The organism is Sphingomonas sp. S-NIH.Pt3_0716, assembly GCF_003950715.1.
Lineage (GTDB): Bacteria > Pseudomonadota > Alphaproteobacteria > Sphingomonadales > Sphingomonadaceae > Sphingobium > Sphingobium yanoikuyae_A.
Genome location: NZ_QLJK01000014.1, coordinates 1 through 26782, shown reverse-complemented (window position 1 = coordinate 26782; position 26782 = coordinate 1). Strand labels below are relative to the sequence as shown.

Annotated in this window: 25 protein-coding genes; 14 read left to right on the top strand and 11 right to left on the bottom strand. The window is 67.5% G+C overall.

The window, feature by feature from the left end; genetic code table 11:
* Nucleotides 1-12 precede the first annotated feature (12 nt).
* On the top strand, nt 13-2145 hold the full coding sequence (locus tag BRX37_RS12845) for a sulfotransferase (RefSeq protein WP_318276677.1): 2133 nt from the start codon (nt 13-15) through the stop codon (nt 2143-2145).
* On the opposite strand, the gene BRX37_RS12840 is transcribed toward BRX37_RS12845, so the two are convergent.
* Together BRX37_RS12840 and BRX37_RS12835 are read right to left on the bottom strand one after the other, a co-directional pair.
* Complete coding sequence (locus BRX37_RS12840) at nt 2142-3554, bottom strand: sensor histidine kinase (protein WP_125987414.1); 1413 nt, start codon at nt 3552-3554, stop codon at nt 2142-2144. The genes BRX37_RS12845 and BRX37_RS12840 overlap by 4 nt on opposite strands.
* On the bottom strand, nt 3544-4197 hold the full coding sequence (locus BRX37_RS12835; protein ID WP_125987412.1) for a response regulator: 654 nt from the start codon (nt 4195-4197) through the stop codon (nt 3544-3546). The genes BRX37_RS12840 and BRX37_RS12835 overlap by 11 nt, the downstream gene beginning before the upstream one ends.
* 106 nt (nt 4198-4303) lie before the next feature.
* Here BRX37_RS12835 and BRX37_RS12830 point away from each other — a divergent pair, with 106 nt between their 5' ends.
* Genes BRX37_RS12830 through BRX37_RS12815 form a run of 4 tightly spaced genes read left to right on the top strand, consistent with a single transcriptional unit; the run spans nt 4304 to nt 9254 of the window.
* Nucleotides 4304-5377 carry an ABC transporter substrate-binding protein gene (locus tag BRX37_RS12830; protein ID WP_037520256.1) on the top strand — a complete coding sequence of 358 codons (1074 nt, stop codon included), beginning with the start codon at nt 4304-4306 and terminating at the stop codon, nt 5375-5377.
* Nucleotides 5378-5379: 2 nt separating this feature from the next.
* The gene (locus BRX37_RS12825; protein ID WP_125987410.1) at nt 5380-6870 is read left to right on the top strand and encodes an OprO/OprP family phosphate-selective porin; all 1491 of its coding nucleotides are present in this window, start codon (nt 5380-5382) and stop codon (nt 6868-6870) included.
* A gap of 34 nt (nt 6871-6904) precedes the next feature.
* Nucleotides 6905-8206: a CitMHS family transporter gene (locus tag BRX37_RS12820; protein ID WP_004208055.1), complete on the top strand. Its 1302-nt coding sequence runs from the start codon at nt 6905-6907 to the stop codon at nt 8204-8206.
* Nucleotides 8207-8210: 4 nt separating this feature from the next.
* The gene (locus tag BRX37_RS12815) at nt 8211-9254 is read left to right on the top strand and encodes an AbrB family transcriptional regulator (RefSeq protein ID WP_069336181.1); all 1044 of its coding nucleotides are present in this window, start codon (nt 8211-8213) and stop codon (nt 9252-9254) included.
* A 21-nt stretch (nt 9255-9275) separates the two neighbouring features.
* Here the strand turns inward: BRX37_RS12815 and BRX37_RS12810 are convergent, their stop codons facing one another.
* Together BRX37_RS12810 and BRX37_RS12805 are read right to left on the bottom strand one after the other, a co-directional pair.
* Nucleotides 9276-9929, bottom strand: a complete 654-nt coding sequence (locus BRX37_RS12810) for a YjbE family putative metal transport protein (protein ID WP_048937702.1) — start codon at nt 9927-9929, stop codon at nt 9276-9278.
* Between the two features lie 117 nt (nt 9930-10046).
* Complete coding sequence (locus tag BRX37_RS12805; RefSeq protein ID WP_004208058.1) at nt 10047-10697, bottom strand: DedA family protein; 651 nt, start codon at nt 10695-10697, stop codon at nt 10047-10049.
* 201 nt (nt 10698-10898) lie between these two features.
* Here BRX37_RS12805 and BRX37_RS12800 point away from each other — a divergent pair, with 201 nt between their 5' ends.
* Complete coding sequence (locus BRX37_RS12800; RefSeq protein WP_010335553.1) at nt 10899-11945, top strand: NADP(H)-dependent aldo-keto reductase; 1047 nt, start codon at nt 10899-10901, stop codon at nt 11943-11945.
* Nucleotides 11946-11963: 18 nt separating this feature from the next.
* Here the strand turns inward: BRX37_RS12800 and BRX37_RS12795 are convergent, their stop codons facing one another.
* Both BRX37_RS12795 and BRX37_RS12790 read right to left on the bottom strand, forming a co-directional pair.
* Complete coding sequence (locus BRX37_RS12795) at nt 11964-13304, bottom strand: sensor histidine kinase (protein WP_125987408.1); 1341 nt, start codon at nt 13302-13304, stop codon at nt 11964-11966.
* Nucleotides 13294-14703, bottom strand: a complete 1410-nt coding sequence (locus BRX37_RS12790; RefSeq protein WP_202600499.1) for a sigma-54-dependent transcriptional regulator — start codon at nt 14701-14703, stop codon at nt 13294-13296. Before BRX37_RS12790 ends, BRX37_RS12795 begins: the two co-directional genes overlap by 11 nt.
* 183 nt (nt 14704-14886) lie before the next feature.
* On the opposite strand from BRX37_RS12790, the gene BRX37_RS12785 reads away from it, so the two are divergent.
* From BRX37_RS12785 to BRX37_RS12770, 4 genes are read left to right on the top strand one after another with little or no spacing between them, the layout of a single operon-like run.
* On the top strand, nt 14887-15087 hold the full coding sequence (locus BRX37_RS12785; RefSeq protein WP_125987404.1) for a hypothetical protein: 201 nt from the start codon (nt 14887-14889) through the stop codon (nt 15085-15087).
* 52 nt (nt 15088-15139) lie between these two features.
* A complete protein-coding gene (locus BRX37_RS12780; RefSeq protein WP_125987402.1) occupies nt 15140-16456 on the top strand; it encodes an efflux RND transporter periplasmic adaptor subunit in 1317 nt (438 codons plus the stop codon).
* 11 nt (nt 16457-16467) lie between these two features.
* On the top strand, nt 16468-17160 hold the full coding sequence (locus BRX37_RS12775) for an ABC transporter ATP-binding protein (RefSeq protein WP_004208064.1): 693 nt from the start codon (nt 16468-16470) through the stop codon (nt 17158-17160).
* 24 nt (nt 17161-17184) lie between these two features.
* On the top strand, nt 17185-19689 hold the full coding sequence (locus BRX37_RS12770; protein ID WP_125987400.1) for an ABC transporter permease: 2505 nt from the start codon (nt 17185-17187) through the stop codon (nt 19687-19689).
* A 63-nt stretch (nt 19690-19752) separates the two neighbouring features.
* Here BRX37_RS12770 and BRX37_RS12765 read toward each other — a convergent pair whose 3' ends face one another.
* Both BRX37_RS12765 and BRX37_RS12760 read right to left on the bottom strand, forming a co-directional pair.
* Complete coding sequence (locus BRX37_RS12765; RefSeq protein ID WP_017501382.1) at nt 19753-20196, bottom strand: pseudoazurin; 444 nt, start codon at nt 20194-20196, stop codon at nt 19753-19755.
* Between the two features lie 88 nt (nt 20197-20284).
* Complete coding sequence (locus BRX37_RS12760) at nt 20285-20830, bottom strand: rhodanese-like domain-containing protein (protein ID WP_318276676.1); 546 nt, start codon at nt 20828-20830, stop codon at nt 20285-20287.
* An 84-nt stretch (nt 20831-20914) separates the two neighbouring features.
* On the opposite strand from BRX37_RS12760, the gene BRX37_RS12755 reads away from it, so the two are divergent.
* Both BRX37_RS12755 and BRX37_RS12750 read left to right on the top strand, forming a co-directional pair.
* On the top strand, nt 20915-21751 hold the full coding sequence (locus BRX37_RS12755) for a quinoprotein dehydrogenase-associated SoxYZ-like carrier (protein ID WP_125987396.1): 837 nt from the start codon (nt 20915-20917) through the stop codon (nt 21749-21751).
* A complete protein-coding gene (locus BRX37_RS12750; protein ID WP_125987394.1) occupies nt 21748-22701 on the top strand; it encodes a quinoprotein relay system zinc metallohydrolase 1 in 954 nt (317 codons plus the stop codon). Before BRX37_RS12755 ends, BRX37_RS12750 begins: the two co-directional genes overlap by 4 nt.
* A gap of 13 nt (nt 22702-22714) precedes the next feature.
* On the opposite strand, the gene BRX37_RS12745 is transcribed toward BRX37_RS12750, so the two are convergent.
* Nucleotides 22715-23650, bottom strand: coding sequence for a lactate/malate family dehydrogenase (locus tag BRX37_RS12745; protein ID WP_125987392.1), 936 nt, complete (start codon nt 23648-23650; stop codon nt 22715-22717).
* A gap of 16 nt (nt 23651-23666) precedes the next feature.
* The gene (locus BRX37_RS12740; RefSeq protein ID WP_125987540.1) at nt 23667-24482 is read right to left on the bottom strand and encodes an HpcH/HpaI aldolase/citrate lyase family protein; all 816 of its coding nucleotides are present in this window, start codon (nt 24480-24482) and stop codon (nt 23667-23669) included.
* A 77-nt stretch (nt 24483-24559) separates the two neighbouring features.
* On the opposite strand from BRX37_RS12740, the gene BRX37_RS12735 reads away from it, so the two are divergent.
* Together BRX37_RS12735 and BRX37_RS12725 are read left to right on the top strand one after the other, a co-directional pair.
* Nucleotides 24560-25531: an SPFH domain-containing protein gene (locus tag BRX37_RS12735; protein ID WP_125987390.1), complete on the top strand. Its 972-nt coding sequence runs from the start codon at nt 24560-24562 to the stop codon at nt 25529-25531.
* Between the two features lie 400 nt (nt 25532-25931).
* On the top strand, nt 25932-26378 hold the full coding sequence (locus tag BRX37_RS12725; protein WP_125987388.1) for an NfeD family protein: 447 nt from the start codon (nt 25932-25934) through the stop codon (nt 26376-26378).
* 230 nt (nt 26379-26608) lie between these two features.
* On the opposite strand, the gene BRX37_RS12720 is transcribed toward BRX37_RS12725, so the two are convergent.
* Nucleotides 26609-26782: transposase domain-containing protein (locus BRX37_RS12720; RefSeq protein ID WP_164522454.1), on the bottom strand; the 174-nt coding region annotated here is incomplete at its 5' end.

The following is a 26782-nucleotide window of genomic DNA, read 5'->3' as shown; positions in this document are numbered from 1 at the left end:
ATATGAGGGGCTATGGGGAACGCGTCCGCCGTACCGGCAACCGACAGCATCCAGACGGCGCTGGCAGACGCCGCCGCCCTGCTCGACGCCCGCCCCGATGCGGCCTTGGCGCAGGCCGAAGCGATCCTGCGCCGGGCCGGGCGCCTGCCCCCCGCCGAACTGCTGATCGGACAGGCGCTACGCCGCCTCGGCAAGCCTAAGGCCGCACTGGCCCGGCTCGCCCCCCTCGCCCGCCAGCATCCCAATGTCCCCGCGATATTGTGGGAACTGGCCCAGGCCGCGCAGGAAGCCGGCGACCAGCGTCAGGCGATCGGCGCGCTCGAAAGCCTGACCCACCAGCAACCCGGCGTCCCCGGCGGCTGGTTCCTGCTGGCCGGATTGCTGCGCACGGTAGGGCGCGATGGCGATGCCTGGCGTGCCGACCTGTCGGGCGTCCACGCCGCCTCGCGCGATCGCGACCTGCTGGAAGCGGCAATGGCGATGAACGAGGGGCGACTGGACGACGCGGCAATGCTGCTGGCGGCGCGCGCCGATCGCCTGCCCGACGATCCCGCCGGCACCCGCCTGATGGGCGAGGTGCAATGGCGGCGCGGCGACATGAATGCCGCCCTCGCTCATGTCGAGCGCGCCGTCGCGCTGGCGCCCGGCTTCGACCTCGCCCGCGATTTCCTCATCCGCCTGCTGTTGCAGAACAACCGCCTGAGCGAAGCGCTGGCCCATGCCGAAACCCTCGCCCGCTCGCCGATCCATAATCCGGGCTATGACCTGATCCGCGCATCGGTGCTGGTGCGGCTGGGCGATCAGGACGCGGCGCGCGCCATCTATGAGCGGTTGCTGGCCGATCGGCCCGACCAGCCGCAGGTCTGGCAGAATCTGGGTCATGCGCTCAAGACGCTGGGGCGACAGGCCGACGCGGTCCATGCCTATCGCCAGGCGGTGCATCATCGCCCGACCATGGGCGAAGCCTGGTGGAGCCTCGCCAACCTCAAGACCGTGAAGCTCGACGCCGCCGACATCGCCACGATGGAGCGCGCGCTCGAAACCCTGGCCCGCGATGGCCAGACCGATGGCGAGGATGTCTTCCACCTCCATTTCTCGCTCGGCAAGGCGCAGGAGGATCGCAAGGCGGACGAAGCGGCCTTCCGCCATTATGACGCCGGCAACCGGCTGCGCCGCGCCATGATCCGCCACGATGCCGGCGAATTTTCCGCCGAAGTCGCGGCCACCGCCACGACCTTCAGCGCGCCCTTCATCGCCGCCATGGGCGATGGCGGCTGCCCCGCGCCCGACCCGATCTTCATCGTCGGCCTGCCGCGCGCGGGATCGACATTGGTCGAACAGATTCTCGCCAGCCACAGCCAGGTCGAAGGCACGATGGAGCTGCCCGAGATGATGATGATCGCCAGCCGCCTGCAATCGCGGGTGGACGATGGCGAATTTGCCGATTTCACGGTCATGGCGGCATCGCTGACCCCGGCCGACCGCCAGCGGCTGGGTGAGGAATATGTCGAACAGACCCGCGTCCACCGCCAGAGCGACAAGCCGCGCTTCATCGACAAGATGCCCAACAACTGGCAGCATGTCGGCCTCATCAAGCTGATCCTGCCCAATGCCAGCATCATCGACGCGCGCCGTCATCCGATGGGCTGCTGCTTTTCCGGCTGGAAACAGCATTTCGCGCGCGGCCAGGCCTTCACCTATGACCTGACCGACATCGGCCTCTATTATCGGGACTATGTCGCGCTGATGGCCGCCTATGACGCGGCCGCGCCGGGCCGGGTCCATCGTGTCATCTACGAACAGATGGTCGCCGACACGCCCGGCGAGGTCGACCGGCTGCTCGCCTATCTCGGCCTCGATTTCGAGGCGGCCTGCCTGTCCTTCTGGCAGACCGACCGGGCGGTGCGCACCGCCAGTTCCGAACAGGTGCGCCAGCCCATCTATACCGGCGGCGTCGATCATTGGCGGCGCTTCGAACCCTGGCTGGCCCCGCTCACCGACGCGCTCGGGCCGATCGCGCAAAGCTATCCCGACCTGCCGCCGCGCTCATCATGCGCACATTTACTCCCCTCCCTTCCAAGGGAGGGGCCGGGGGTGGGTGCGCCACGAAGCGGCCGCCTGCGCGCCAGTGGGCAGAAGCGCTAAACCCCGCCATCCTCCCCCCGTCGCGGAAAGCGCACGCGGATATGCGTGCCCGCGCCGCCCTCGACAATCTCCACCTGCGCGCCCATGCGCGACGCGGCGGACTGGACGATGGCAAGGCCCAGCCCCGTCCCCTCCGGCGCGCTGGCGCCGCCCACGCGGAAGAAGCGTTCGAACACCTTGTCGCGATGCTCCACCGCAATGCCGGGGCCATCGTCGCTGACCGTCATCAGGGTCGCATCCTCGCCCTGCGCGAGCGCGATCGTCACCGTGCCGCCGGGCCGGTTATAGCGGATGCCATTGTCGACCAGATTGGCCAATATCTCGAACACCAGCGTGCGATGCGCCTCGACGCGATAGCTTTCCGCGTCCGACGCTTCCAGATTGAGTTCGACCTGCGCCTGGATCGCCTGGTTGATCAGCCGGTTGACCACCACCGCGCTGACCTCTTTCAGGTCTACCGTCTCCAGCGGCGGCGATGCGCCCGCCTCCTCGGCCCGCGCCAGCGCCAGCAACTGCGTCACCAGCCGCTCCAGCCGCTGCGCCGCATCGGCAATCTCGTCGAACGCCTCGCGCGATCCCCGGCGCGCCAGCTCGATCTGCACCTTCAGGACCGAAATCGGGGTGCGCATCTGGTGCGAGGCATCGGCGGTGAAGCGGCGGACGCCCCCCGTGGCCTGATCCAGCTGACGCAGCAGCCGGTTGAACGCCCGCGCCAATGGCCGCAATTCGCTCGGCAGCGGCCCCGCATCCAGCGCCGAGAAATCCGGTCGCGCATCACCATCGCGCGCCTCGACCGCGCGCCGCAGGCGCAGCAACGGCCGCAGGCTCCAGCCCAGCGCCGGCCGCAGCAGCAGGATCGCCACCCCCACCAGCGTCAGTTCGCCGATCAGCAGCGCGATCATCAGCCGGTGCATCAGCGCCCGCCGGTTATCCAGCGTCTCGGCCACCTGCACGATCACCGGGTCGGCGATCCGCGGCAGGCTGCGCTTCACCTCGCCGATGCGGATGTCCTGCCCACGATACCGGGCAAAGCGGAATCGCGGCTGGTCGACCGGCATGGTCCGCGGGTCGGGCGCGGGCAGATCGGCATAGCCGGTCAGCAACGTGCCGCCCACCGCGATCCGGTAATAGACATTGTCCCGCTCGCTATTCTCCAGCATGCCGAAGGCGGCGGGCGGCAGGTCCAGCGTCACCTCGCCCCGCTCCACCTGCACGGTTTCCGCGATCGCGCCCAGCGCACCGCCCAGCACCCGGTCGTTGGTCCGGCGGACCACGTCGGAAATCAGCGTCGCGCCGCCCACGCCGATGATCGCCGCCGCGCCCAGCATCGGCCCCAGCATCGCCGCCAGCAGGCGGGTGCGCAGGGCAATGGCCCGCCCCTCGCCCGATGGCCATCCCTCATTGGGCATCGAGCATATAGCCCACGCCGCGCACCGTGCGGATGCCCGGCCCGTCGGGCGCCAGCTTGCCGCGCAGCCGGGTCACATGCACCTCGATCGCGTTGCTGCCGACCGGCTCGTCAAAACCGAACACCTCGCCGATCAGCAATTCGCGCGGCACCACCTGCCCGGCCCTGGTCGCCAGCGACTCGAGCACCGCCAGTTCGCGCCGGCGCAGGTCCAGCGCCCGTCCGGCGACATCGGCGACACCAGTCGATCGATTGATGGTCAGCGGTCCGACCGTGATTTCCGGGGTCGGATCGCCGCCTCGCCGCCGCCCCAGCGCCCGCACCCGCGCCTCCAGTTCCTGCGGCTCGAAGGGCTTGCGCAGATAATCGTCGGCGCCCAGGTCCAGCCCCCGCACCCGGTCGTCCAGCGCATCGCGCGCGGTCAGCATCAGCACCGGCACTTTCTCCCCGCGCCGGCGCAATTCCGCCAATACGGTGAAGCCATCGATATCGGGCAGGCCCACGTCCAGTATGACCAGCGCATAGGGTTCCCCGCCCACCACCGCCAGCGCATCCTCGCCGGTCGCGACATGGTCCACCGCATGGCCGCCCGCCCGCAGCAGGGCTGCAATGCTGCGCGCCAGTGCGGCGTCATCCTCGATCATCAAAATCCGAATAGGGCACCCGATGCTGAAAGGTTGATGACAGCTTGGCTTCGTAACTGCCTCTCCCAATCCGACAGAAGAACGGAACATGTGAGGAGCAGGGTCGATGCGAAGGGTTATTCAGATAGTGGCGGCGCTGGCAAGCCTGTCCGTCACCAGCGCGACAGCGGTAGCGCAAAGGCCAACCGGCTATCCGCGTTCCTATGACGATCTGATCGGCGATGCCCGTGCCGAACGGCAGGTCATCGTCTATGCCAATGCCGACACGTCGGAAATGGCACCGGTCATCCTGGCGTTCCAGCGCCGCTATCCCGGCGTCACCGTCAGCTATTCCGACCTCGGATCGAACGAGATGTTCCGCCGCTTCTCGACCGAGGCGCGCAGCGGCCGGATGTCGGCAGACCTGGTCTGGTCGTCGGCGATGGACCAGCAGGTCAAGCTCATCAACGACGGCTTTGCCCAGGCCTATGCCAGCCCCGAAAAGCCCGCCCTGCCCGCCAATGCGGTGTGGAAGAATATGGGCTTTGGCGTCACCGCAGAGCCGATCGCCTATGTCTACAACAAGAAGGCGATTGCCAATCCGCCGCGCAGCCATGCCGCGCTGGAGGCGATGCTGCGCAAGGATCGCAAGACGCTGACCGGCAAGGTCGCGACCTTCGACCCCGCCCGCTCGAACACCGGCTATCTCTATCTGACGCAGGATTATGCCATCACCCGCGACACCGGTTCGCTGGTGGAGGCGATGGCCGCGACCCGGCCTCAACTGCACATCACCACCGAACCGATGCTGCGCGGCGTGGCCGAAGGCAAATTCTCGATCGCCTATAATGTGATCGGCTCCTACGCGCAGGAACGCGCCCGCCGCGACCCGCGCATCGGCGTCGTCTTTCCCGAAGATTATACCATCGTGATGTCGCGCATCGCCTTCATCGCGCGCGAGGCGCGGCACCCCGCCGCGGCCAAACTATTCCTAGACTTCCTCCTCTCGCGCGAAGGGCAATCGCTGCTCGCGCAACATAGCCTCTGGCCGGTGCGGACCGATATCAACGGCCGCCGTCTGCCCGCTGCCCAGGCCCGCTCGATCCGCGTCGGCCCACAGCTTCTCGTCAATCTCGACCGCCTCACGCGCCAGCGCTTCCTGCGCGAATGGCAGGCGGCCCTCGTTTCCGGAGCCCGATAAGCATGACCCATCTGATGTTGCGCGGCGGCTGCGCCGCGCTGGCACTGATCGTCGCCACGCCCGCCCTCGCCCAGGCGCCCAGCGCCGATGACCTGGCCGCACTGGTGAAGGCCCAGGCGGCCGAGATCGCCGCGCTCAAGGCCCGGCTCGACAAGATCGAGGGGCAACAGGCCGCCGCCCAGACCGCGACGCCCCCCGCCGCTGCGCAGCCCGCGCCGCAAATGGCGCAGCAGGACACGGCCCAGCCGCTGGTCATCGCCCCCTTCGCGCCACAGATCGTGCCGCCCGGCCCGGCCGATATCGACGTGGCCCAGGCCCGCGCGGTCGCCGCCAATCCGTCCGGCGTCACCACCGAATGGGGCGCGGGCCTGCCCGTCTTCCGCTCGGCCGACGGCGTCTTCACCTACAAGCCGCGCGGCCGCATCCTGGTCGACGTCAGCTCGACCCTGGGGTCGAAATATGGCGGCCGCAACACCACGACGACCGGCATGCGCGCGCTGCGCCTGGGTCTGGAAGGCGGCGTCGGCCCGCATTTCTTCTACCAGTTCGAAAGCGATTTTTCGGAGAATGAGGTCGACATCGTCACCGCCTTCCTGGGCTATCGCAACAAGATCAGCAGCAAGGTCGATTATGACGTGCGCGCGGGGCACCTGTTCAACGACCGCGCCTTCGAAGGCAGTACCGGTTCGGACTCCACCCCCTTCCTGGAACGGGGCGTGGTGTCGACCGCCATCATCCCGCAGCGCGGCTTCTACGGCATCGGCATCATGGGCCGCATGTTCGGTCCCAACTGGCATGCCTCGCTCAGCGTGACCGGCGACCGCGTCGATGGCGAACAGGCGACCAATGACAGCCGTACCTTCAGCGGCCGTGCGCACTGGAACCCGATCAGGACCGATCGCTCGCTGCTCCATGTCGGCGGCTGGTTCTTCGACGAAGCCCTGTCCTCCGCCGCGACCACGCTGACCCGCAGCACCGTCATCGGCGGCCGCTTCAACGGCGCGGTCCGCGTCACCACCGGCGAACTGCTCGGCGGCCGCTCGACCACCGGCTATGGCGCGGAACTGGGCGGCTATGTCGGCGGCCTGTGGGTGATGGGTGAGGCCGGCCGCCGCATCGCACGCCTCGACGGCGGACGCCCCAGCTTCGAAAGCAAGGCCTGGAGCTTGTCGAGCGGCCTGTTCCTGACCGGCGAACTGCCGCCCTACAACCCGCGCCTCGGCAGCTTCGGCCAGCCCAATGTGCTCGACCCCGTTCTGGACGGCGGCCTCGGCGCGATCGAACTGACCGCCCGCTACGAAAATCTCGATTATACCGACCTGGTGCTGGGCGGCGACGGCTGGGCCGCGACGCTGGGCGTCAACTGGTATCTCAACAGCTTCACCCGGATCCAGCTCAACGGCATCCAGTGGCACACCAACAACCGCGCCGGCACCTACACGGGCGGCGATGACGGCCAGACCGTCAGCGCCCGTGTCGGCGTGACCTTCTGATCCTCCTTCCTCCAGCCCCCTCAAGGACGCAGCGATGAATCTTGCCCTGCTCGGCTTCCTGATGGTCGCCACCTTCATGACGCTGATCATGACCAAGCGGATGACCCCGCTGGTCGCGCTGATCGTCATCCCCTCGCTGTTCGGCGTGATCGCCGGTCAGGCCGCCGGCCTTGGCGACATGATGATCGACGGCATCAAGAATCTGGCGCCGACCGGCGTCATGCTGCTGTTCGCCATCCTCTTCTTCTCGACCATGACCGACACCGGCCTGTTCGACCCGCTGGTCGCCCGGCTGGTGAAGATCGTGCATGGCGATCCGCTGCTGATCCTCTTGGGCACGGTGGTGCTCTGCTCGATCGTCAGCCTCGACGGCGACGGATCGACCACCTACATCATCACCATCGCTGCGCTGCTCCCCCTCTACAAGAGGTTCGACATGAACCGGCTCTACCTCGTCTGCCTGCTGATGGTGACGAGCGGGATCATGAACCTGACCCCGTGGGGCGGGCCGACCGCCCGCGCCGCAAGCGCGCTGAAACTGGACCCGGCCACCCTGTTCCTGCCGCTCATCCCCGGCATGATCGCCGGCCTCGCCTTCCTGCTCGGCCTCGCCTTCTGGTTCGGGATCAAGGAACGCCGGCGCCTGGGCAAGGTGCAGGCGCGCCAGTCGGTCGCCCCGTCGGACCTGGGCGTCTCGCAATATCCCGAAGCGCGCCGGCCGCATCTGCGCTGGTTCAACGGCCTGCTGGTGGTGGCGCTGCTCGTCCTGCTGGTCTGGGGCGTGCTGCCGCTCTCGGTGCTGATGATGATCGCCTTCGCCATCGCCATGATCGTCAACTATCCCGGCGTCGCCCAGCAGAAGGAACGGATCGCCGCCCATGCCGGCAATGTCCTGTCGGTCGTGTCGCTGATCTTCGCCGCCGGCATCTTCACCGGCATCCTCGGCGGTACCGGCATGGTGGAGGCGATGAGCAAGGAAGTCGTCGGCGTCATCCCGCCCGCGCTCGGCCCCTATATGGCGCCGATCACCGCCCTGCTCTCCATGCCCTTCACCTTCTTCATCTCCAACGACGCCTTCTATTTCGGCATGCTGCCGATCCTCGCCGAAGCCGGCGCCCATTATGGCGTCGAACCGATGGCGATCGCCCGCGCCTCGCTGATGGGCCAGCCGGTCCATCTGCTCAGCCCGCTGGTCCCCTCCACCTATCTGCTGGTCAGCCTGGCGGGCGTGGACCTGGCCGATCATCAGCGCTTCACCCTGTTGCCCGCCGCCGCGGTCGGCATCGTCATGACCCTGGTCGGCATGATCGCCCTGGCCTTCCCCTTTGTCGCCTAGGGGATTGGACACGCTTCTCCGCTTCCTGGCGGCGCTTGCCGTCGGGGCGGCCGGCGGCGCGCTTTTCTGGTCGATCCATGCGCCACTGCCCTGGGTGCTCGGATCGATGGCGGCCTGCGCGGTCGCCAGCGTCGCCGGTTTGCCGATTCAGGCCTCCGCCGCCACCCGCCGCCCGATGGCGGCGGTGATCGGCGTGGTACTGGGCAGCAGCTTTGGCCCGCATCTTCTGCCACAGGCGCGCGACTGGATCATCCCGCTCGCCGCCCTGCCCTTCTTCCTCGCCACCGCCGCGCTGCTGTGCGTCACCTATTTCCGCAAGGTCGCGAAGTTCGATCCGGCCACCGCCTATTTCGCCGGCATGCCCGGCGGCATTGCCGAGATGGTGGTGATGGGGGCGGAGCGCGGCGCCGACGAGCGCGCCATCGGCCTGATCCATGGCGCACGTATCTTCCTCGTCGTCTTCATCCTGCCCTTCCTGATCCGGCTCGACCATGCGCCGGTCGCCGCCAGCGCCATCACCCCGGTGACCGGCGATGTCGCCAGCTGGTCGCTGCTCTTCTGGGGGCTGGGCTGCGCGCTTCTGGGCCTGCTGATCGGCCGGCTGCTGCGCCTGCCCGCCTGGCATCTGGTCGGGCCGCTGGCGGTCAGCGCCGCCGTGCATATGAGCGGCCTGGCCGATTTCCGCATTCCCGGCTGGGCGCTGGCCGCGGCACAGGTCGGCCTTGGCGCCACCATGGGCTGCCGCTTCGTCGGCCTGACGTTGAAGGAATTGCTGCGCATCCTGGCGCTGGCGGCTGGGTCGACGGCGATCCTGCTGGCCGTCACCTTTGCCTGGGCGGCGGGGATCGGCACGCTTGCCGGGGTCGATCCGGTGCTGCTGACGCTCGCTTATTCGCCGGGCGGTCTCGCCGAAATGAGCATGGTCGCGCTCAGCCTGGCGCTGGAGCCGGGCGTCGTCGTCATCCACCATCTGACCCGCGTCATCCTGGTGCTGATCGGCGCGCCGCTCGGCTTTGCCTCCATGGGAAGGAAGAGCGGGGCCGACTGACCGGCCCCGCCATTCTTTTTATCAGAACAGGGTGATGAGGCCCGTGGCCGGATCGATCGCCCCCTCATAGATCATCTTGCCGGCAACATAGAGGATCACGATAAGGCCGAAATAGGCGATCGCGCGATAGCGTTCGATCACGCGGGCCAGCAGGTTCGCCGCCACGCCCATCAGCGCCACCGACAGGACAAGGCCGATCACCAGGATGCCGGGATGCTCCCGCGCCGCGCCGGCCACCGCCAGCACATTGTCCAGGCTCATGCTGACGTCGGCGATCGCGACCGCCCAGGCCGCCTGGGCAAAGCCCTTCGGCGCCGCCTTTCCGGCAATATCCTCGGCATCTTCCGGTTCGCCATGCGCGCGCAGTTCGCGCCACATCTTCCAGCCGACCCAGACCAGCAACAGGCCGCCGGCAAAGACCAGGCCGACAAGCTGCATCAGCTGCGTGACCAGCAGGGCAAAGGCGATGCGCAGCACCAGCGCGGCGATCACGCCGATCGCGATCACCTTGCGCCGCGACGCCGGCGGCAGGCCGGCCGCCAGCGCGCCGACGACGATCGCATTGTCCGCCGCCAGCATGATGTCGATCAGCACGACCTGGCCAAAGGCGGCCAGCGCGGATGGAGAGCCGAGATTGGAAAAATCGGCGACTATGTGAGTCCAGATGTCGTTCATAAATCCTCTCGCCGTCCCGCAAGGCAACGACGTGAAGAACATCACCGCCGCAGCGAACAGCCTATTGGGTGTGAATTGGGCCGCCGCCGATTAGCGAAGCAGCCTGTCATCAACCTTTCAGCCGCGCTGTGCGGACATGGTGCGATGCCGCTGGCGCGGCTTGTTGAAGAAACGGATCGCCAGCCATCCCAGCAGCAGCGGCACCAGGCACAGGCCCAGCGCCATCATGGCGAAATGCTCCGCCTCGAAATCGAAATGGGTCAGCCGGCCGCCGGCCAGATAGCCGGGCAGCAGCAGCGCCGGCACCCACAGCAGGGCGGACAGGATATTGGCGATCTGGAACGGGCCATGCGGCATCTTCACCACGCCCGCGACCACCGGCACGGTCGAACGGACCGGTCCCAGGAAGCGGCCGAGCAGCACCGAGATGAAGCCATAGCGGCGAAAGAAGAGCCGCGCCCGCGCAAAGGCCAGCCGATGCCCGCGCAGCCAGCGATGGCGATAGATGGCCGGCCCGACCGACCGCCCCAGCGTATAGGATACCCAGTCGCCCAGGATCGCGCCGAACACGGCGCAGGCGAACACCGGCGCCGGATCGACCAGCCCCGCCCCGATCAGCCCGCCGACCGCGATCATCGTGGCGATCGCCGGCACGAACAGCCCGATCACCACCAGCGACTCGAAAAAGGCCAGCACGCCGATGATCGGCCCGCTCCACCAGCCATAGCGGGTAATCATGTCCAGGATGAGATCAGACAGGTCAGACATGCTCGATCAACGCACCAACAGGGAAGGAGTCGCAACCTAGGGCGATCCGATGAGCCTTTGGTTAACCGATGGACGAGCTGTTTCCTGTCTGCGGCCGGACGGATGCTGTCAATGATAGTTTCTCAACCGATCCCGCCATGGCTTTGCATTTCCCGACAAACGGCTAGAAACCAGTCGCTTGCCACGAAAGGGCCATGACATATGGAATATCGCACGCTCGGTCGCACCGACCTCTGGGTCAGCCTGATCTGCCTTGGCACCATGACCTGGGGATCGCAGAACAGCGAAGCCGAAGCGCACGCCCAGCTCGATTATGCGATCGGCCAGGGCGTCAATTTCATCGACACCGCCGAAATGTATCCGGTCACCCCGGTCAGCCGCGAGACCCAGGGCCTGACCGAAGCCTATATCGGCAGCTGGATCGCCGGGCGAAAGAAGCGCGACGACATCATCCTGGCGACCAAGGTGGCCGGCCCCGCCCGCGATCCCTCGCGCGGCATCCGCACGGCGGACCGGCTGGACCGCCGGAACATCGAACAGGCAATCGACGACAGCCTGCGCCGGTTGCAGACCGACTATATCGATCTCTACCAGGTCCACTGGCCCGACCGGCCCGTCCCCTCCTTCGGCGTGCGCGGCCTGTCCGCTCTGGCCGACCGGCCCGACACCGTGCCGATCGAGGAAACGCTCGATGCCCTTGCCGATCTGGTGAAGGCGGGCAAGATCCGCCATGTCGGCGTGTCGAACGAAACGCCCTGGGGCGTCAGCGAATATCTGCGCCTGGCGCGGGACCAGGGCCTGCCCCGCATCGCGTCGATCCAGAACGCCTATAATCTGCTCAACCGCGTGTTCGAAATCGGCCTGTCCGAATTTGCCCTGCGTGAAGATGTCGGCCTGCTCGCCTATTCGCCGCTCGCCGGCGGCAATCTGACCGGCAAATATCTGGGCGGGGTGATCGCGCCCGGCACCCGCCGCGACGTCGCGCGCCAGTTCGTCCGCTACGACCTGCCCGGCCAGGCGCCGGCCGCCGCCCGCTATGTCGCGATCGCCCATGCCCATGGCCTTGATCCCGCCCAGCTCGCGCTCGCCTATGTCAACAGCCGCCCGTTCGTCACTGCGACGATCATCGGCGCGACATCGCTGGACCAGCTCAGGGCCGACATCGACAGCGTCAACCTGACGCTCAGCGCCGACGCCATCGCCGCGATCGAGGCGGTGCATCGCGACCTGCCCGACCCCTGCCCCTGACCGGGGCCGGCCACCGCGCTATAGCGTCAGCCGGAACAGCGCGCCGCCCGACGGCGCGCTGTCGATCTCGATCGTGCCGTCATGCGCCAGCAGCACCTGCCGACCGAGGCTCAGGCCGATCCCGCTGCCGGTCTTCTTGGTGGTGAAGAAGGGCAGGAAAATGTCGTGGCGCAGCGCCTCGGGCACGCCGGGGCCATTGTCTGCCACCTCGATCCGGGTGCGCCCGGCGCTGATCGCGGCGATGCTCAGCGACACTTCCGGCCGGTCGCGATGGCATTCGGCCGCATCCGCCGCATTGCGCAACAGGTTGATGACCACCTGCGCCAACAGGTCGGGATCGGCATCGATGCGATGGTCGGCCGGGCTGACCCGCACATCCAGATGCACGCTCGCGCGATCGGCATCGGCCGCAAACAGCTTGGCCAGCTCATCGGCAAAGGGCCGCGCCGCGAACAGGCGGCGGTCAACCAGCGGCGGGCGCGTGATGGTGCGATAGGTTTCGACGAAATGCATCACCCCGTCGGCGCGCCGGGCCAGCGTATCGACGGCAGCACGGGCATCGGCGATCAGCGGATCGCCGCCATCGTCCGCCTGCGCCATCAGGTCCGACGCGGTGCGGGCGAGCGAGGTCACCGGCGTCATCGAATTCATGATCTCATGCGTCAGCACGCGGATAAGGTCGCTCTGCGCCGCTACCTCGACCGCGTTCAGGGCCTGCTGGATCACCTGCACCGCAATCACCCGCGTCGCCCCGCCCAGCCGGGTCAGGCTGGCGCAGCGGATCAGCACGCGCTGCGGCCCGATATCGGTCTCGATCAACATGGTCTGACTGCGCCCCGGCTCCAGCGCGGTCAGCGTCGCGGCGAAATGGCCGCCATAGGGGGCATAATCGTCCGGCCGCACCCCGGCATGGCGGTTGAACAGCTTGCGCGCCGCCTTGTTCACCGGCTCGATGCGGCCATCGGGCGCGATCGTCAGCAGCGCGGCGGGCGCATCATCGGCCAGCGCCTCATAGAAGCGCGATGCCTCCTGCAAGCGCACCCGATCGTCGCGCAGCTTTCGGATACCGCGATCGAGCGCCGCGCCCAACTGGTCGAAGCCGCTGTCCGACCCCGGCCGGGCAAAGCGCGCCTGCAGGTCGCCAAACTCGATCGCCTCGACGAAGCGGGCCAGTTCGAAATTGGCGCGGCGCACATGATGCCATAGCGCCATCGCACTGACCGCCGCGCCGATCGCGCACAGGATGCGCACGGCGCCAAGGTCCGGCGTCATCAGCGCCCAGGCGAGCGCCACCAGGCACGCCATCGCCATGACGAGCCGCAGCGCCAGGCCGATCGAGAAGCGTCGATCAAAGCCCATGTTTTTCCATGCGGCGATAGAGGGAGGCGCGGGTCAGGCCCAGTTCGGCGGCGGCGCTGGAGATATTATAGCCATGCTTCATCAACGCGGTCTCGACCAGCCGGCGCTCGACCCGTTCCAGATTCATGTCGTCCGGTGGTGGCGGCGCCTCCACCACGGCGGCCCGGTCGATCCGGACCGGCTCGGGACTGCCATGGCTGCGCAGCGGGATATCCTCGATGCCAAAGGGTGCGTCCCCGGCCAGGATCACCGCCCGCTCGATCGCATGGCGCAGCGCGCGGACATTGCCGGGCCAGTCATAGGCGACCAGCGCCGCCATCAGCTCGGGCGCGATCGGATGCACCGGCCGGGCATATTTGCGGGCATAGAGCGCATGATAATGGGCGACCAGCGCGGGAATATCCTCGCGCCGCTCGCGCAGCGGCGGCAACACTATCTCGACCGTATTCAGGCGGAACAGCAGATCCTGTCGGAACCGCCCCTCGTCCGCGATCTGCCCGGCGCTCAGGTTCGTCGCGGCGATCACCCTGATGTCCACCGGCACCGGCTTGTTGGCGCCCACCGGCGTCACCTTGCGCTGTTCCAGCGCGGTCAGCAGCTTGGGCTGCAGATGCAGCGGCAGATTGCCGATCTCGTCCAGGAACAATGTGCCGCCATCGGCCGCCTGCAACCGCCCGATCCGGTCGGCCCGCGCATCGGTGAAGGCCCCTTTCACATGCCCGAATAATTCGGAATCGATCACGCTTTCGGCCACCGCACCCAGGTCGACCGGCAGCATGATCCGCTCGGCCCGGCGCGATCGGCGATGCAGTTCGCGCGCGACCAGTTCCTTGCCCGTGCCATTCTCGCCCAGGATCAGCACATTGGCGTCGGTCGGCGCGGCACGGTCGATCAGTTGCTGCACCCGCGCCATCGCCGGTGACGTGCCGAGCAACGGCGTCTCCCCGGCCGGCGCCGCCGCGATCATCGCCACCTTGTCCTTCTGCGCCACCGCCTTGCGCGACGCGCGCAGCGCCGCAGCCGTGCGCACCGTCGCCAGCAGCCGCTCGTTCGACCAGGGCTTGGTCACGAAATCGGTCGCACCGCGCTTCATCGCCTCGATCGCGACCTGCACCCCGGCATGGGCGGTAATCATCACGATCACCGCCTGCGGATCGCGCGCCAGGAAACGGCCCAGCCATTCGAACCCTTCCGCCGCATTGGTCGCCCCGCGCGAGAAATTGGCGTCGAGCAGGATTGCTTCGGGGGTCAGGCCGGCGGTCGCGGCAAAGGCGGATTCCGGGTCGCGAAAGGTCAGCACCTCGCCAAAGATCGCGCGCAGCAACAGGCGCGCGGCCAGCAATATGTCGTCATCATCATCGATGACGACGCACAGCTCGAATGGCTTCTCCTGTGTCATCCGCCCCTCTGTCATCCGTTCGCTCCCGTACAGCGCCTGTCCGGAACCGTGCAATCAATATCCGTGCCAGACCCGTCACGGCCCGGATCCCGTCCCGCATATGCTCGCAAAAAGGCAACTGGCACGCCGCTTGCGAAGCATCCGGCAAAGGGCATGTGCCCCAAGTCCAGATGGAGACTGACAATGTATCGCCGGCCCGGCTCCTCGCTGTCAAAACCGCTTTCGATCCTGCTCGGCATCGCCGCCACCCTGCTGGTGATGGCCGCGCCGCAGGCCGCTTCCCGGCCATTCGGCTGCGAAGCGCCGCGCCAGATGACGGCCGAGGCCGGGCATCTCCGCTGCCCCGCCCGCGCCGGCACCGGCTGCAAGCCCTTCCTCGCCTGATGTTCGCTATCGGACAAGCAATGTTCGGAATCGGACAGTGGAGCCGCCTCGCATGAGCGTCGTCAGCATCCCCAGCGAAACGCCGCGGGCCGCCGCGCCCACCAGCGGCGGCGCGATGGACCGGGTGGTGGCGCGCAAGACGCTGCCGCTGCGCGCCAAGGTCGCACTGGGCGCCGCCGGCGCGATCGCGCTGATCGGCACCGCCTGGTATTATATGCCCCGCAGCAACAGCCAGACCCTGCCGGCCGACCGCATCGTCGTCTCCACCGTCAGCCAGGGCCGGTTCGACGATTTCCTGCCGCTGCGCGCCCGCGTCACCCCGCTCATCACCGTCTATCTCGACGCGATCGAGGGCGGCCGGGTCGAGGAGGTGCTGGTCGAGGATGGCGCCACCGTCCAGAAGGGCCAGTTGCTCGCCCGCCTGTCCAACGCCGAACTGCAACTGTCCGTCCTCGCCCGCCAGACCGAAGTGACGCAGCAGCTCAATTCCATGCGCAGCCAGGAACTGGCGCTGTCGCAGAACCGGCTCACCAACAACCGCGCCATGCTGGAGGCCGATCTCGACCTCAAGAAGGCGCAGCGCCAATATGAGCGGGAAGCGCCGCTGGCCGCGCGCGGCTTCGTCGCCGGCCGGACCTTTGCCGACACGCGCGACGACCTCAGCTACCAGCGCGATCGCCGGGCCGTCCTCGCCCGCACCCAGCAGACTGACGAGCGGCTCCAGACCAGCCAGCTCGCCCAGTTGCGCACCTCGGCCGAAACCCTCCAGTCCAGCCTGGGCGTCGCCCGCGCCAGCCTGGAGGCACTGAACCTGCGCGCGCCGGTCGCCGGCACCGTCTCCGCCTTCTCGATCCAGGTGGGCCAGTCGATGGCGCGCGGCGAACGGCTGGGCCAGATCGACAGCCCCGGCCGCAACAAGCTGGTCGCCGGGATCGACGAATTCTACCTGCCCCGTGTCCAGCTTGGCCAGACCGCGACGGTCGACTGGAACGGCAAGAGCTATCGGATGAAGGTCGCGAAAATCTATCCGACCGTGCGCAACGGCCAGTTCGAGATCGACCTGCAATTCCTCGACGGCGAACCGCCCCAGATCCAGCGCGGCCAGACGCTCCAGGCCAAGCTGACCTTGGGCGATCCGGTGCGCGCGCGCCTCATCCCCAATGGCAGCTTCTACAATGACACCGGCGGTGCCTGGGTGTTCGTGGTGACGCCCGACGGCGGGGAGGCGGTGAAGCGCGCCGTGCGCCTGGGCCGGCGCAACGCCGACTATATCGAGATCCTCGACGGGCTGGAGCCCGGCGAGCAGGTGCTCACATCCCCCTATACCGGGTTTGCCGACAAGGATCGGCTGGTCCTCGAAAAGAAGTGAAAGGCAAAGACATGACCCAAGCGTTGCTCAGCCTGCGTGAACTCAGCCGCGTCTATCGCACCGACATGGTCGAAACCACCGCGCTCGACGCGATCGACCTCGACATCTTCCAGGGCGAATTTGTCGCGATCATGGGCCCGTCGGGCTGCGGCAAGTCGACCCTGCTGAACATGATCGGCATGCTCGACAGCCCGTCGAGCGGCTCCTACCGCTTTGGCGACACCGAGATTGCGGGCCTGCCCGAGCCCAGGCTGGCGGGCATCCGCAAGACGCATCTGGGCTTCATCTTCCAGAGCTTCAACCTGATCGACGAGCTGAGCGTGGCCGAGAATATCGAACTCGCCCTGCTCTATCACGCCATGCCCGCGGCCGAGCGCAAGGCGAAGGTCGAGGCGGTGATGGACCGGGTCGGCATCGCCCATCGTGCCCGCCACCGGCCCAGCCAGCTGTCGGGTGGCCAGCAGCAGCGCGTTGCCGTCGCCCGCGCGCTGGTGTCCGAACCGCGCCTGATCCTGGCCGACGAACCGACCGGCAACCTCGACACCAGCCATGGCGAGGAAGTGATGAAGATGCTCCAGACGCTCAACGCCGAAGGATCGACCATCGTCATGGTCACCCATTCGCCCGCCCATGCCGATTATGCCAGCCGCGTCGTCCACATGCTGGACGGCCGCATCCTGCAGGAACGGCGCCGCGCCGCCTGACAGCCCAAGACGGAGAGACTTCCCATGTGGCGCAATTATCTGACGGTCGGCCTACGGTCGCTGCTCAAGAGCCGCACCTATGCGGCGATCAACATATTGGGGCTGGCGACCGGCATGGCGGCCTGCCTCATCATCCTGCTGTTCGTCCGCAATGAACTGACCTTCGACGCCTGGATGCCGCAGGCGGACCGGACCTTCCAGTTCCAGACCTATTATACCGATCCGCATGGCGGCCGCGAAAACAATCTCCAGATGGCGCCCTATGTCGCGCAGGCGGCGCTGCGGAAGGATTTTCCGCAGATCGCCGCGGCCGTCCATCTGCTTTCGGCGGGGCCAGTCGTGCTGCGCAACGGCGTCGCGACCGAAGTGGACGACATGAAATTCGTCGACGGCCCGGTGTTCGACGTGCTCGACCTGCCGCTGGTGAAGGGCGATCCGCGCACCGCGCTGGCCAAGCCCGGCGACATGGTGCTGACCGACAGCGAGGCGAAGCGCCGCTTCGGCAGCGAAGACCCGATGGGCCAGACGCTGACGCTCATCTCGCGCGGCATCTCGACCGACTATCGCGTCAATGGCGTGCTCAAGAATCTGCCCAAGGCCTCGCACCTCAAGCTCACCATGCTCGCCCGCTATGATCCGCCCAGCTACTGGGCGCAGACGCCCGATTTCCTCAGCCAATATGGCTGGCAGTCGGGCTGGATCTATGTCCGGCTGAAGCCCGGCGCCGACGTCAAGGCAATCAATGCCCAGCTGCCGCAATGGGAAAAGCGCAACATCCCCGACCAGTTTTTCGGCGGCCGCCGCTTCAACCAGGGCGACGACATGAACTTCGCCCTCGTCAATGTCCGCGACGTCCATCTTGGTCGGGCTCAGAACGGGTCGATGACGCCGGGCAATGATCGCGGCTCGATCATCACCTTCGCCATCGTCGCCCTGCTCATCCTGGGCATGGCCTGCGTCAATTTCGTCAATCTCGCCACCGCCCGCGCCAGCCAGCGCGCGCGGGAAGTTGCCCTGCGCAAGGTGCTGGGCGCCAATCGCCGCCAGCTGGTGCTGCAATTCATCGGCGAATCCATCCTGGTCTCGGCGGTGGCGATGCTGGTCGCGCTGGCGCTGACCGAATTGCTGCTGCCGCTGGTCAGCCGCTTCCTCGACGCGGACCTCAGCCTCCATTATTTCGGCAGCGGCGGCCTCATCCTGCCGATCATCGGCCTGGTGCTGCTGGTCGGCGTGGCCGGCGGCGCCTATCCCGCCTTCTACCTGTCCCGCTTCCAGCCCGCCCGCGTGCTCAAGGCCAACAAGTCGGCCGCCGATGCGGAAGGATCGGGCCGGTTGCGCAGTGCGCTGGTCGTCGCCCAGTTCGCCGTGTCGATCGGCCTCATCATCTGCACGGCGGTGGTCTATGCCCAGACCCTCTACGCCCGCAATTCCGATCCCGGCTACAAGCGCGAGGGGCTGATCCAGATTTCCGGCATCAGCCGCCGCCAGCTTGATCCGGTGCTCGACACGATGGTGCGGGAAATCGAGAAGGTCGACGGCGTGACCTCGGTCGGCCGCACCAATATCGGCATCAGCACCACCAACAACACCAATAGCGGTATCCTCGTGCCCGGCCGTGAAGAGCCGATCAGCATGGGCATCTATCAGGTCGACACCAAATTCTTCGACACGATGGGCATCAAGCTGCTTGCCGGGCGGAGCTTCGACATCAACCGGCCGATCGACGACATCACCCGTCCCTTCCCGGAGGTTCCGGAGGCCGAGCGGGCCTTTGCCGCGCGCGGCGCCAATACCGTGGTCAACGAACTGGCGGTCAAGCGGCTGGGCTTTGCCTCACCGCAGGACGCGATCGGCAAGCAGGTGCGCGGCGGCCTGGTGCGCGACGAATTTGGCGGCAGCGTGCCCATCACCATCATCGGCGTCGTCCAGGATTCGCGCTTCCGCTCGATCCGCGACCCGATGGACCCGATCTTCTTCCTCTTCGATCGCGACAATCATAACGAAATGCTGATCCGCTATCATGGCAATCCGGCGACGGTGCTGGCGCGGATCGAAAGCGTGTGGAAGCGGCTCGCTCCCGAAGTGCCCTTCAGCGCGCGCTTCAGCGACGATATCGTGCGCGAAGTCTATCATGCCGAAGAAGCACGGGCCCAGGCCTTCGCCGCCTTCGCCCTGCTGGCGGTGATCGTCGGCTGCCTTGGCCTGTTCGGCCTGTCCGCCTTCACCGCGCAGCGCCGGACCAAGGAAATCGGCATCCGCAAGGTGCTGGGCGCCAGCACGGGCAAGATCGTGCAACTGCTGGTCTGGCAGTTCACCCGCCCGGTGCTGATCGCCAACCTCATCGCCTGGCCGGTCGCCTGGTGGGTGATGCGGGACTGGCTCAATGGCTTTGACTCCCGCATCGCGCTGACGCCCCTGCCCTTCCTGCTGGCGGGCGGATTGGCGCTGCTGATCGCGATCCTGACCATCGGCGCGCACAGCTTCCGCGTCGCGCGCACCAACCCGATCCACGCGCTGCGCTACGAATGACAGAGAACAGGCCGGCCATCCTGGTGGATGACCGGCCTGCCTGTTTGCGGGACCGGCCCGCGCTTATTTCACCTGGGCGAGCGCCGCATTCATCCGCTTGGCGGCGAAGGGCGGCAGCTTGACCGCCTTGGCCGCCGTCACATCGGCCGCCGTCGGCTTGCCCACCTGCACCAGCGCCACCATGCCCATCGAATAATGGGGCATGCACTTGATGCCATAGAGGCCCGGCTTGCTGACAGTCAGCACCGCCTCCTTGTTCATCGCGCCCTTCATCGGGGTCGCGCCGGCCGGCAACATGGTGGAGATGGTCTCGGCATTATGGCTGGGGTCGGTCGGCTGGAAATGGATCACGTCGCCCGGCGCCGCCTTCACGAAGGACGGCTCGAACACCATCGCGCCATCGGCGCCCTTGTTCTTCATATGGACGGTGATGTCCTTGGCCGCGGCCGGCATCGCACTGGCCATGGCCAGGCCGCCGATGATCGCCAGCGCCGAACGATGAAGCATTTACTCTCTCCCGAAAATCAATGGTTTGAACTACCCCGTTAGCGTGCAACATGCCCAAAAACGGGGGCCAGACAATTGACCTTTGGTCCTATCGGCGCGCGGGTTGGACGGGCCTCAGGTCTCGGCCCAGATCGCGCCAGCCGTCCATCCCCTCGGCCAGCCACCAGATATTGCGATAGCCCATTGCCCGCAGCCGCCGCGCCGCATTCCAGCCCATCCAGCAATCCGCGCGGCAGAAGGTGACGATCATCCGGTCGCGCCTCCCGCCGGTCAGCCGCGCAACCCCGCGCGCGAACCAGTCGGCGATATCCGGCATCGGCGCGCCCCGCCCGCTTTCGGGAAACCAGTGGGCGCCGGGGATGCTCTCATGCGGCTGCGCCAGTTGCCAGCGTCCGTCCGCCTCGCGATGGCCGCCCTCGGCCGGCAGCACGTCGATCAGGATCATGTCGACATCCGCCCGCAGCCCGGCGATCGCGGCCGGCGCGATCCGGCCCACGCCCTCGGGCGGGCGATGCACGGGACTGCGATAATGAGCGATGCGATAGCCCGCCGCGTCGAACAGCCCCGCCTCCTGCGCCTCCGTCACCCCCGGCACGAGCAGCAGCGCCGCCATCAGCCCCATCCTCGCCCGCATCCCCATCCCTCCCAGGCTCCACGACCCAAGGTGCAATGGTAGCCGGTTTTTCCCGGCGCTAGGCATGGACTTTGGGAGAAGAGGATGAACAGGCGCAAGACCCTGACAGCCATGGCCATGTCCTGCCTGCTGGCAAGCGGCGGCATCGCGCCTGCCCGCGCGCCCTATCCCGCCGATCCGCTGCACTCGCCCATGTGGACCGCCCATGCGCAGACCATCTTCGGCGACGATCCGGTCCGCTTCGACCCGCGCGTGAAGGTCAGCTATCCCGAAATCGCGGAAAACCAGCGCAGCTTCCCGATCGCGCTCGACGCGCGCGGCCTCGGTCCGGGCCTCGGTCCAGTCAGGCGCATGCTGATCCTCGCTGATCTCAATCCCATCCCGATCGCCATCGATTATCGCCCCGCCGGCGCGCAGCCCTATGTCGCCACCCGCATCAAGCTCGACCAGCGCACCCCGGTGCGCGGCGCGGTGCAACTGGCGGACGGCCAATGGCTGGTCAGCGGCGGCTGGGTCGATGCGGCGGGCGGCGGCTGCTCGGCCCCACCGGTCAGCCGGGTGAAGGGCGACTGGGCCCAGCATCTGGGCGAAATGCACGGCGAAGCCTGGCCGATGGCCGACGGCGCCAGTCGGCTGCGCGTCACCTTCCGCCATCCGATGGACACCGGCTTCGTCGCCAATATCCCGACCTATCATATCGAACAGATGCGCGTGACCGGCCCTGACGGCGGGCTGCTCGGCGAGATGGAGATATGGGCCGCCGTGGCGGAAGACCCCGCCATCACCCTGATGCCCCGCGCCCATCCCGGCGACACGCTCTCCATCGCTGCGCGCGACACCAATGGCCGCGCCTATCTCGCCAAGGTGACCGTCGCCCACCAGTCCCCACTGCCCACTGCCACCGGCGCGACCGGCCGATGATGCTCAACCGCCGACAGGCGCTGGCCGGCATGACCGGCGCCCTCCCCCTGCTGACCGGCGCCGCGACGGACGAGTATCGCATCGATCCGCAGCCGGTCGCCGATGGCCTGTGGATGATCCATGGCGCCGACGAACCGATGCTCTTCGCCAATGGCGGCGCGATCGCCAATATCGTGATCATCGCCACCCCGGCCGGCACGCTGCTGGTCGATGCCGGCCCGTCGATCCGCTATGGCCATATGCTCAGGAAAATGGCGGAGACGCTGACCGGCCAGCCGGTCGTGCGGGTCTATGTCACCCATCTCCATCCCGACCATGGCATGGGCATCGCCGCTTTCGAACCCGCCATCGTCGCCGCCCTGCCCGGCACCATCGCCGACATGGAATGGGACGGGCGCGGTTTTTCCGATGCGCTCTATCGCCTGCTGGGCGACTGGATGCGCGGCACCGACCTCGCCCTGCCGGGCCGGCGGATCGACCAGCCGGCGGAGGATTTCGGCGGCCGCCGCCTGCAACTGCTGCCGCTCGCCGGCCACAGCAATGCCGATCTCGCCTTATTGGACGAACGCACCGGCACGCTGGTCGCAGGCGATCTGCTCTTCCTCGACCGCGCGCCCAGCACCCCGACCGCGAACCTCGCCCGCTGGCGCGAAAGCCTGGATGCGCTCGCCAGATTGCCGCACAAGGCGGCGATCCCCGGCCATGGCCCGTTCGATCCCGCCGGCACCCGCGCCATCGCCCAGACCCGCGACTGGCTCGACTGGCTCGATGCGATGCTGCGCACCGCCGTGCAGTCCGGCCTCGACATGGTGGAGGCCGGCACCCTCCCCATCCCCGACCGCTTCGCCACCATCGCCGCCGCCCGATACGAACTGCAACGCAGCGTCTCCCACCTCTATCCCGCGCTGGAGGCGGAACTGCTGCCCAGGGTGGACCTGCCGGAGGGATGATCGCCGGGGATTTTCAATGGGATTCCAGCCCGTCCATGATGCCCTGCAGCACCGTCGCCGACGCCTGCAGCGCCGCCCGTTCCTCCGCATCCAGATCCGGCGCCAGCACCCGGCTCACCCCCAGCGCCCCGATCACGCAGGGCAGGCTCAGATAGACGCCCGCCACGCCGCATTCGCCATGGGCCAGGGTCGACACCGGCAGCACCACCTGCTCGTCGCGCCGCACCGCCTCGCACAGCCGCACGATCGCCGTCGCCACGCCATAGCTTGTATGGCCCTTGCCATAGTTGATCGCATAGCCCGCCCGCATCGTCTCATGCGCCAGTTCCGCCCGGTCCAGCACCGCGCCGCCGCGAAACTGGTCCAGCGTCACCCCGCCGATCCGCACGCCCGAAAAGACCGCCACCTCGCTGTCGCCATGCTCGCCCAGCACCTGCCCCTCGACCGACACCGGCGCCACCCCCAGCCGGTCGGCCAGCCGCCGGCGAAAGCGCGCACTGTCGAGCAGTGTCCCGGTGCCGATCACCTGCCCCGCCGGCAGGCCCGACGCGCGCTGCGCCACCTGCGCCATCGCGTCGACCGGGTTGGACGCGACGATCATCACCCCGCCAAAGCCTGCTTCCACCACACGCCGCGCACAGTCCGCCACGATGGCGGCGCTGCGTCCGGCGACCGACAGCCGGCTTTCCTCGCCATGGGTGGTCGCGCCCGCCGTGATGACCAGGATCGCCGCGTCGCCCGCATCCCGATAGTCGCCGCGCAGGACATGGGCCGGCCGCGCCAGCGCATTGGCGTCGGCAATGTCCAGCGCCTCGGCCTGCGCGCGCGGCCCGTCCGCATCGATCAGCAATATCTGCGTGAACAGCCCGCGCAGCATCATCGCATAGGCGGCCGTGGCGCCGACATGGCCGGTCCCGATGATCGCAACCTTGTCGAACCGCACCGCCATGCCTTGTCGCCTTTCGCTATTGCCCGACCGCCTCCGCCCGCGCCACCAGCGCCCGCGCCTCCTCGACATGCATCGCCTCGATCATCCGCCCTTCGAAGCGCTCGGCCCCGCCGGTCGCCGCCTCGATCAGCCGGCGCGCATCCGCCACCGCCTGCGCATCCGGGCCGAACGCCTGGTTCGCCACCGGCACCTGTCCGGGGTGAATCAGCGTCTTGCCGTCAAAGCCGAAGCCATGGCCCTCGGCGCATTCCGCCTCCAGCCCCGCCTCGTCGTCCAGCCGGTTGAACACGCCGTCGAACACCGCGATGCCCGCCGCCCGCGCCGCCAGCACCACGCTCTGCAGCACATGGGCCAGTCCCGCCCGCCCGGCCGAGGGCGGAATGGCCAGATCCTTGCGCAAATCATTGGTGCCCACGAACAGCGCCGCGCAACCCTCGCCCGCCGCGATTCCCGGCGCCGCCAGCACGCCCTTGGCGCTCTCGATCATCGCGATCACCGGCTTCTGCGCGACGGAATAGACATCCTTCACCTGCTTGGCATTCTCGACCTTGGGCAGCACCACATAGTCAACCGCGGTGCGCTTCAATGCCACCATCTCTGGCCCGTGCGACGGCATCCCCTCGACATTGATCCGCACCGCCATCAGCCGCCCGCCAAAGCCCTCGCCCACGGCCTCCACCGCCGCGTCCAGCGCTGCCGCCTTGTCCGCGTCGGGCACCGCATCCTCCAGGTCCAATATCACCATGTCGCACGCCAGTGTGCGCGCCTTGGCCACCGCGCGCGGATTGGACGCGGGCAGGAACAGCAGGGATCGGGCGTGGCGCAACTGCATCTTATGTCTCTCCATCACTTTGCCTTTTCCCGTTAACGAATAGCCGCCATAGTGATCCCCTTCTCTGGGGAGGACATATGGTGACGACCTTCGCACTCACGGTCACGTTTCTGGTGCTCTTCTACCTGGCGGTCAGCGTCAAGGTGGTGCGGCAGGGCTATCAATATACCATCGAGCGTTTCGGCCGCTTTACCGAGGTGGCGAAGCCCGGCCTCAATTTCTACCCCGCCTTCTTCTACGCCGTCGGTCGCAAGATCAACATGATGGAGCAGGTCGTCGACATTCCGGGGCAGGAAATCATCACCAAGGATAATGCCATGGTGTCGGTCGACGGCGTGGTCTTCTTCCAGGTGCTCGACGCCGCCAAGGCCGCCTATGAAGTGTCCGAACTCTATGTCGCCATCATGCAGCTCGCCACCACCAATTTGCGCACCGTGATGGGCTCGATGGACCTCGACGAAACCCTGTCGAAGCGCGACGAGATCAACGCCCGCCTCCTCTCCGTGGTGGATCACGCCACCAACGCCTGGGGCATCAAGATCACCCGCGTCGAGCTGAAGGACATCCGCCCGCCCGCCGACATCGTCAACGCCATGGGCCGGCAGATGAAGGCGGAGCGCGAGAAGCGCGCCAACATATTGGAGGCCGAGGGCCTGAAAAGCAGCGAGATCCTGCGCGCCGAGGGTCAGAAACAGTCGCAGATCCTGGAAGCCGAAGGCCGCCGCGAAGCCGCCTTCCGCGATGCCGAGGCGCGCGAGCGCGAGGCGGAAGCCGAAGCCAAGGCGACCCAGATGGTGTCGGACGCGATCGCGGCCGGCAATCCGCAGGCGCTCAATTACTTCATCGCCCAGAAATATACCGACGCGGTGCAACAATTCGCCACCTCGCCCAATGCCAAGACCATCCTCTTCCCGGTCGAGGCGACCCAACTCATCGGCACGCTCGGCGGCATCGGCCAGCTCGCCAAGGAAGCGCTGGGCGACACCCCCACCCCTCCCCCGCCACCCGCCGCGCCGCGCCGAGGCCCGTTCGGCCAAGCGCAGGGTTGACGGGGGTGGCCATGACGCCCCTGCGCAACCGGTCCAATTTGAGCGGCCCAGTCCTCCACCTTCCGTTCGCTTCGAGCGAAGTCGAGAAGCCCGCAGCGCAACGCATCCTCCTAAAACCGTTCGCCCTGAGCCTGTCGAAGCCTGTCCTGAGCGCCTGCCGCAGGCGGGCAGTCGAAGGGGGCTCAGCCGAACGAAGTGAGGCCTTCGCTCCACTCAGGCGAGGGCTTCGACAAGCTCAGCCCGAACGGATTGTGTTTGGCCCCACCCACCCCCGTCATTCCCGCGAAAGCGGGAACCCATCTCCCACACTCTCCGCTATCCACGACGCCGGAGCGATAGCGCCCCACCGCCACCGAAACGACGCAAAAACACCCCACCCCACCAACCACAGGACCACCCCATGAACGACTGGCTCAGCATGCTCCAGGATCATTGGGCCTGGCTGGTCTTCGCCGCGCTGCTGGCCATTGCGGAGGTGCTGATCCCCGGCGTCTTCCTGATCTGGATTGCGATCGCCGCCGCCATCACCGGCCTCGCCGCGCTGGCGCTGCCGATCGGCATTCCGCTCCAACTGCTGATCTTCGCCGCGCTCTGCGTCATCTCGGTCTGGGCCGGGCGACGCTGGTATGTGGACAATCCGGTGCCCTCGACCGACCCCAATCTCAACGACCGCACCGCCCGCCTGATCGGCGAACTGGTGACAGTCATAGAGCCGATCCGCGGCGGCGAAGGCCGGGTCAAGGTCGGCGACAGCGTCTGGACCGCCCGCGGCCCGGACAGCGAAGCGGGCGCGCGGGTCCGCGTGACGGGTGCCGAGGGCGCGGTGCTGTGGGTGGAGGGAACCTGACCCCACGCCAGCCCCAAAAACTGCCGTCATCCCGGACTTGATCCGGGATCCATTCAGCACGCGCCCAATTCTGTAGCAGGCCCCTCCCCCACCCCGTTCACTTCGAGCGAAGTCGAGAAGCGGGTAGCGCTGAGCCAAGGTTTCTCGACACGCTCGAAACAAACGGAATTTTCTGGATCGCCCTACCGCCAGCCGATCGTAAGCGCTAAAACACTCCCACAGGGGAGCGCTCAGGCGGCCTGATCGATGACGGGGCTGGCGGTGACGCGACTATCTCCCCAGTTGTAGGGGAGCAGATCATCGATGGGATCTGTGTCGCCGCACAGGACGATGCGTGCGAGGACATCGGCGAGGTAGGCCTGCGGGTTGATACCGCCCAGTTTGCATGTTTCGATGAGGCTGGC

What these genes read in the sequence shown, in the direction of transcription:
- BRX37_RS12845 (WP_318276677.1), top strand. Translation starts at nt 13, where the DNA reads ATGGGGAACGCGTCCGCCGTACCGGCAACCGACAGCATCCAGACGGCG.
- BRX37_RS12840 (WP_125987414.1), bottom strand. Translation starts at nt 3,554, where the DNA reads ATGCCCAATGAGGGATGGCCATCGGGCGAGGGGCGGGCCATTGCCCTG.
- BRX37_RS12835 (WP_125987412.1), bottom strand. Translation starts at nt 4,197, where the DNA reads ATGATCGAGGATGACGCCGCACTGGCGCGCAGCATTGCAGCCCTGCTG.
- BRX37_RS12830 (WP_037520256.1), top strand. Translation starts at nt 4,304, where the DNA reads ATGCGAAGGGTTATTCAGATAGTGGCGGCGCTGGCAAGCCTGTCCGTC.
- BRX37_RS12825 (WP_125987410.1), top strand. Translation starts at nt 5,380, where the DNA reads ATGACCCATCTGATGTTGCGCGGCGGCTGCGCCGCGCTGGCACTGATC.
- BRX37_RS12820 (WP_004208055.1), top strand. Translation starts at nt 6,905, where the DNA reads ATGAATCTTGCCCTGCTCGGCTTCCTGATGGTCGCCACCTTCATGACG.
- BRX37_RS12810 (WP_048937702.1), bottom strand. Translation starts at nt 9,929, where the DNA reads ATGAACGACATCTGGACTCACATAGTCGCCGATTTTTCCAATCTCGGC.
- BRX37_RS12805 (WP_004208058.1), bottom strand. Translation starts at nt 10,697, where the DNA reads ATGTCTGACCTGTCTGATCTCATCCTGGACATGATTACCCGCTATGGC.
- BRX37_RS12800 (WP_010335553.1), top strand. Translation starts at nt 10,899, where the DNA reads ATGGAATATCGCACGCTCGGTCGCACCGACCTCTGGGTCAGCCTGATC.
- BRX37_RS12795 (WP_125987408.1), bottom strand. Translation starts at nt 13,304, where the DNA reads ATGGGCTTTGATCGACGCTTCTCGATCGGCCTGGCGCTGCGGCTCGTC.
- BRX37_RS12790 (WP_202600499.1), bottom strand. Translation starts at nt 14,703, where the DNA reads ATGACACAGGAGAAGCCATTCGAGCTGTGCGTCGTCATCGATGATGAT.
- BRX37_RS12785 (WP_125987404.1), top strand. Translation starts at nt 14,887, where the DNA reads ATGTATCGCCGGCCCGGCTCCTCGCTGTCAAAACCGCTTTCGATCCTG.
- BRX37_RS12780 (WP_125987402.1), top strand. Translation starts at nt 15,140, where the DNA reads ATGAGCGTCGTCAGCATCCCCAGCGAAACGCCGCGGGCCGCCGCGCCC.
- BRX37_RS12775 (WP_004208064.1), top strand. Translation starts at nt 16,468, where the DNA reads ATGACCCAAGCGTTGCTCAGCCTGCGTGAACTCAGCCGCGTCTATCGC.
- BRX37_RS12770 (WP_125987400.1), top strand. Translation starts at nt 17,185, where the DNA reads ATGTGGCGCAATTATCTGACGGTCGGCCTACGGTCGCTGCTCAAGAGC.
- BRX37_RS12765 (WP_017501382.1), bottom strand. Translation starts at nt 20,196, where the DNA reads ATGCTTCATCGTTCGGCGCTGGCGATCATCGGCGGCCTGGCCATGGCC.
- BRX37_RS12760 (WP_318276676.1), bottom strand. Translation starts at nt 20,830, where the DNA reads ATGCGGGCGAGGATGGGGCTGATGGCGGCGCTGCTGCTCGTGCCGGGG.
- BRX37_RS12755 (WP_125987396.1), top strand. Translation starts at nt 20,915, where the DNA reads ATGAACAGGCGCAAGACCCTGACAGCCATGGCCATGTCCTGCCTGCTG.
- BRX37_RS12750 (WP_125987394.1), top strand. Translation starts at nt 21,748, where the DNA reads ATGATGCTCAACCGCCGACAGGCGCTGGCCGGCATGACCGGCGCCCTC.
- BRX37_RS12745 (WP_125987392.1), bottom strand. Translation starts at nt 23,650, where the DNA reads ATGGCGGTGCGGTTCGACAAGGTTGCGATCATCGGGACCGGCCATGTC.
- BRX37_RS12740 (WP_125987540.1), bottom strand. Translation starts at nt 24,482, where the DNA reads ATGCAGTTGCGCCACGCCCGATCCCTGCTGTTCCTGCCCGCGTCCAAT.
- BRX37_RS12735 (WP_125987390.1), top strand. Translation starts at nt 24,560, where the DNA reads ATGGTGACGACCTTCGCACTCACGGTCACGTTTCTGGTGCTCTTCTAC.
- BRX37_RS12725 (WP_125987388.1), top strand. Translation starts at nt 25,932, where the DNA reads ATGAACGACTGGCTCAGCATGCTCCAGGATCATTGGGCCTGGCTGGTC.